Raw genomic sequence first — 2,579 nt, 5'->3', positions numbered from 1 at the left:
CTCGCCGACGCCCGCGTCGCGTTGCAGGCCCAGCGCCTCCTCGCGCACACCGACCTGCCCGTCGCGGCGATCGGCCGCAGCCTCGGCTTCGGCGAGCCCACCAACTTCGGCAAGTTCTTCACCCGCGAGACCGGCCACACCCCGGGCGGCTTCCGCCGCGCCCAGCGCTGATCCGCCGGCGGACGCCCTTGGTTCGCACCCGCTCCAATGGCCCCCTCCCCGCGCCCGTTCGAGCGGCGGGCCGCGTCGACACCCGTCCAAGCGGCACCGGCTGACGACCCGCCGGGTCAACCTGGCCCCCCAGAGTTGCTCTCCGAGTCGGCGCCGAGCGCCGACCGCCCGCCACGGGAGGCGCCCCCATGAAGAAGACCCTCCGGACCAACAGATCCCTCCGCAGCAACAGACCCCTCACCGCCATCGCCGTCTCGGCCGCCGCGATGGCCGTCGTCGTCTCCCCGGCCGGAGCCGGGCAGGCCCTCGCGGCCCGGGCCTGCTTCGACCGGGCCAAACAGCCCTACACCTCGGTGGTCGACAGCCACCTCCACTTCCGCCCCTTCGGCGGGCGGGCGATCCCCTTCGAGGAGATGACCGACTACCTGCGCAAGAGCGGCGTGCGCTACGCGAACATGTTCGGCATCGGGCAGGTCCTGCCCGCCGACTCCGACTGCACGTACTACCTCGACTGCCCCGGCACCCCGGTGCGGCCCAGCATCCGCAACGACGTCGTCAACGCCGAGAACTTCCGCGAGCAGCACCCCGACGACCCGCACCTCACGCTCTCGATGACCTTCATGGACCTGCACCACCCCGAGACCGTCCCCGCCGGCATCGCGCTCTACGACCGCGAGTTCCCGGGGATGTTCACGTGGGCCGGCGAGGTCAACGTCGTCAAGCAGGCCCTGTTCCCCAACCAGGCCGAACCGGCGGACAGCGACGACATCGCCAACTGGGGCCCGTTCATGGAGGTGTACCGGGACCGCGGCATCCCCGTCACCTTCCACTCGGACCTCGGCAACGACGCGGAGCCGACCAAGTACCTGCACCTGATGGAGCAGATCCTCACCCAGTACCCGGACAACAAGATCGTGTGGGCGCACATGGGGCTGTCGAAGGAGCTCGGCACCCTCGACCCCGACGAGCACATCCGCATCCTCGACCGGCTCCTCGACGACCACCCGAACCTGACGCTCGACCTCAGCTGGCGCGTCCTGGAGGACCTGTACTTCAGCCGGCCCGGCGTCCGCGAGAAGTACGCGGCCCTCCTCGACCGCCACCCCACCCGGGCGATCACCGGAACGGACTTCGTGGCCGCCCGGAACAAGGACTACTCGGTCTACGAACAGGAGCTGGAGGTCACCAGCCGGATCAACCGCGCCCTCGGCAACGAGGCCTTCCGGGACATCGCCCTCGGCCAGAACTACTTCGCGCTGCTGGGACTCAAGGACGAGGCGCCGCGCATCTGCCGCTCCCGCCCGCACCCCCACGCCTGACGTCGGAGCCCCGCACTCCCAAGAGCCCCCGCACCCCCACGCCCGACGTCAGAGCCCCCACACCCCCACGCCCGACGTCAGAGCCCCCACAGGCCCTTTGCGAGCGTGACGACCCCGCCGGCCAGGGCCAGGCCCAGCACCACCAGCCGGGCCCGGCCCTCCGGCACCCTCTCCGCCAGCACCTTCCCGACCACGGAGCCGCCCGCGATCCCGAGCGCCGCCAACGACCAGGCGGGCGCGGTCAGGTGCGGCAGGCCCTTGGCCGCGATCGACACGGCGTTCACGAGGAGCCCGTACAGCTGCGCGTTCGGGACGAACTGCCGAGCGCTCCAGCCGGTGTTGAGCGCGTAGAGCGAGATCGCCGGACCGCCCACCCCGGCCGCCGCGTTCATGAACCCGCTCGCCGCGCCCGCCACCACCGCGCCGCGCACACCCCGCAGCGAGGACGCCCGGACACCGCCGAGCACCAGCAGCGCCGCCGCGCTCACGAGGGCGCCGATCCCGATGAGCAGCACCGTCGGCGACACCCGCCCGGCGACCCAGGACCCGGCGGGCACGGTGCAGACGGCAGCCGCGATCAGCGGTACCATCTCCGCGACCCGCACCTGCCGCCAATTCCCGGCCAGCCCGACGGCGCTGATCGCGGCCGAGGCGCAGTTGGCCAGCGTCACCCCGCCGCCCGGGCCCAGCATCAGGACCAGCGCCGGCGCCGCCACGAGCGCGAACCCGATCCCCGCCAGCCGCTGCACGGACGCCCCCACCAGCACGACCGCACCCAGCAGCGCCGCGAAACCCCAGCCACTCCCCATGCCCCCTCCTCTCACCTCCGGAAGTACACCAGGTCAGCGCGCTGCGAGCAGGTACCCGAGGGCCGCGGCGGTCCCGGAGGTGATCAGGCCGGACGCCAGGAGGTGGAGGCGCGCCGGCACCTCCAGCGTCAGGCGGATCCCCCCGACGCGGACGTCCAGGACCGGGCCGACGGGGTCGGGCTGTGCGGCGGGCTCCGCCGGGGTCGGAACCGGGACGGCCGGGGTCTGGTCGTGCGACATGATCGTCTCTCCTGGCGATGCGGTCGGGTCCGGCGGACCC

Annotated in this window: 4 protein-coding genes; 2 read left to right on the top strand and 2 right to left on the bottom strand. The window is 72.9% G+C overall.

The window, feature by feature from the left end:
• Both AB0O00_RS35275 and AB0O00_RS35270 read left to right on the top strand, forming a co-directional pair.
• On the top strand, positions 1-171 hold a 171-nt coding region (locus AB0O00_RS35275), incomplete at its 5' end, for a helix-turn-helix domain-containing protein (protein WP_363658792.1).
• Positions 172-359: 188 nt separating this feature from the next.
• Entirely contained in the window at positions 360-1,490 is a 1,131-nt protein-coding gene (locus AB0O00_RS35270) for an amidohydrolase family protein (RefSeq protein WP_363658791.1), read from the top strand.
• Positions 1,491-1,567: 77 nt separating this feature from the next.
• On the opposite strand, the gene AB0O00_RS35265 is transcribed toward AB0O00_RS35270, so the two are convergent.
• Positions 1,568-2,299, bottom strand: a complete 732-nt coding sequence (locus tag AB0O00_RS35265; RefSeq protein ID WP_363658790.1) for a sulfite exporter TauE/SafE family protein — start codon at positions 2,297-2,299, stop codon at positions 1,568-1,570.
• Between the two features lie 33 nt (positions 2,300-2,332).
• Entirely contained in the window at positions 2,333-2,539 is a 207-nt protein-coding gene (locus AB0O00_RS35260; protein WP_363658789.1) for a hypothetical protein, read from the bottom strand.
• Positions 2,540-2,579: the final 40 nt, after the last annotated feature.

The sequence above is a fragment of the Kitasatospora sp. NPDC093558 genome, from assembly GCF_040683475.1.
GTDB lineage: Bacteria > Actinomycetota > Actinomycetes > Streptomycetales > Streptomycetaceae > Kitasatospora.
Note: the sequence above shows the minus strand (reverse complement) of the source record. Positions and strands in the feature narration are given on the sequence as shown.

What these genes read in the sequence shown, in the direction of transcription:
- AB0O00_RS35270 (WP_363658791.1), top strand. Translation starts at nt 360, where the DNA reads ATGAAGAAGACCCTCCGGACCAACAGATCCCTCCGCAGCAACAGACCC.
- AB0O00_RS35265 (WP_363658790.1), bottom strand. Translation starts at nt 2,299, where the DNA reads ATGGGGAGTGGCTGGGGTTTCGCGGCGCTGCTGGGTGCGGTCGTGCTG.
- AB0O00_RS35260 (WP_363658789.1), bottom strand. Translation starts at nt 2,539, where the DNA reads ATGTCGCACGACCAGACCCCGGCCGTCCCGGTTCCGACCCCGGCGGAG.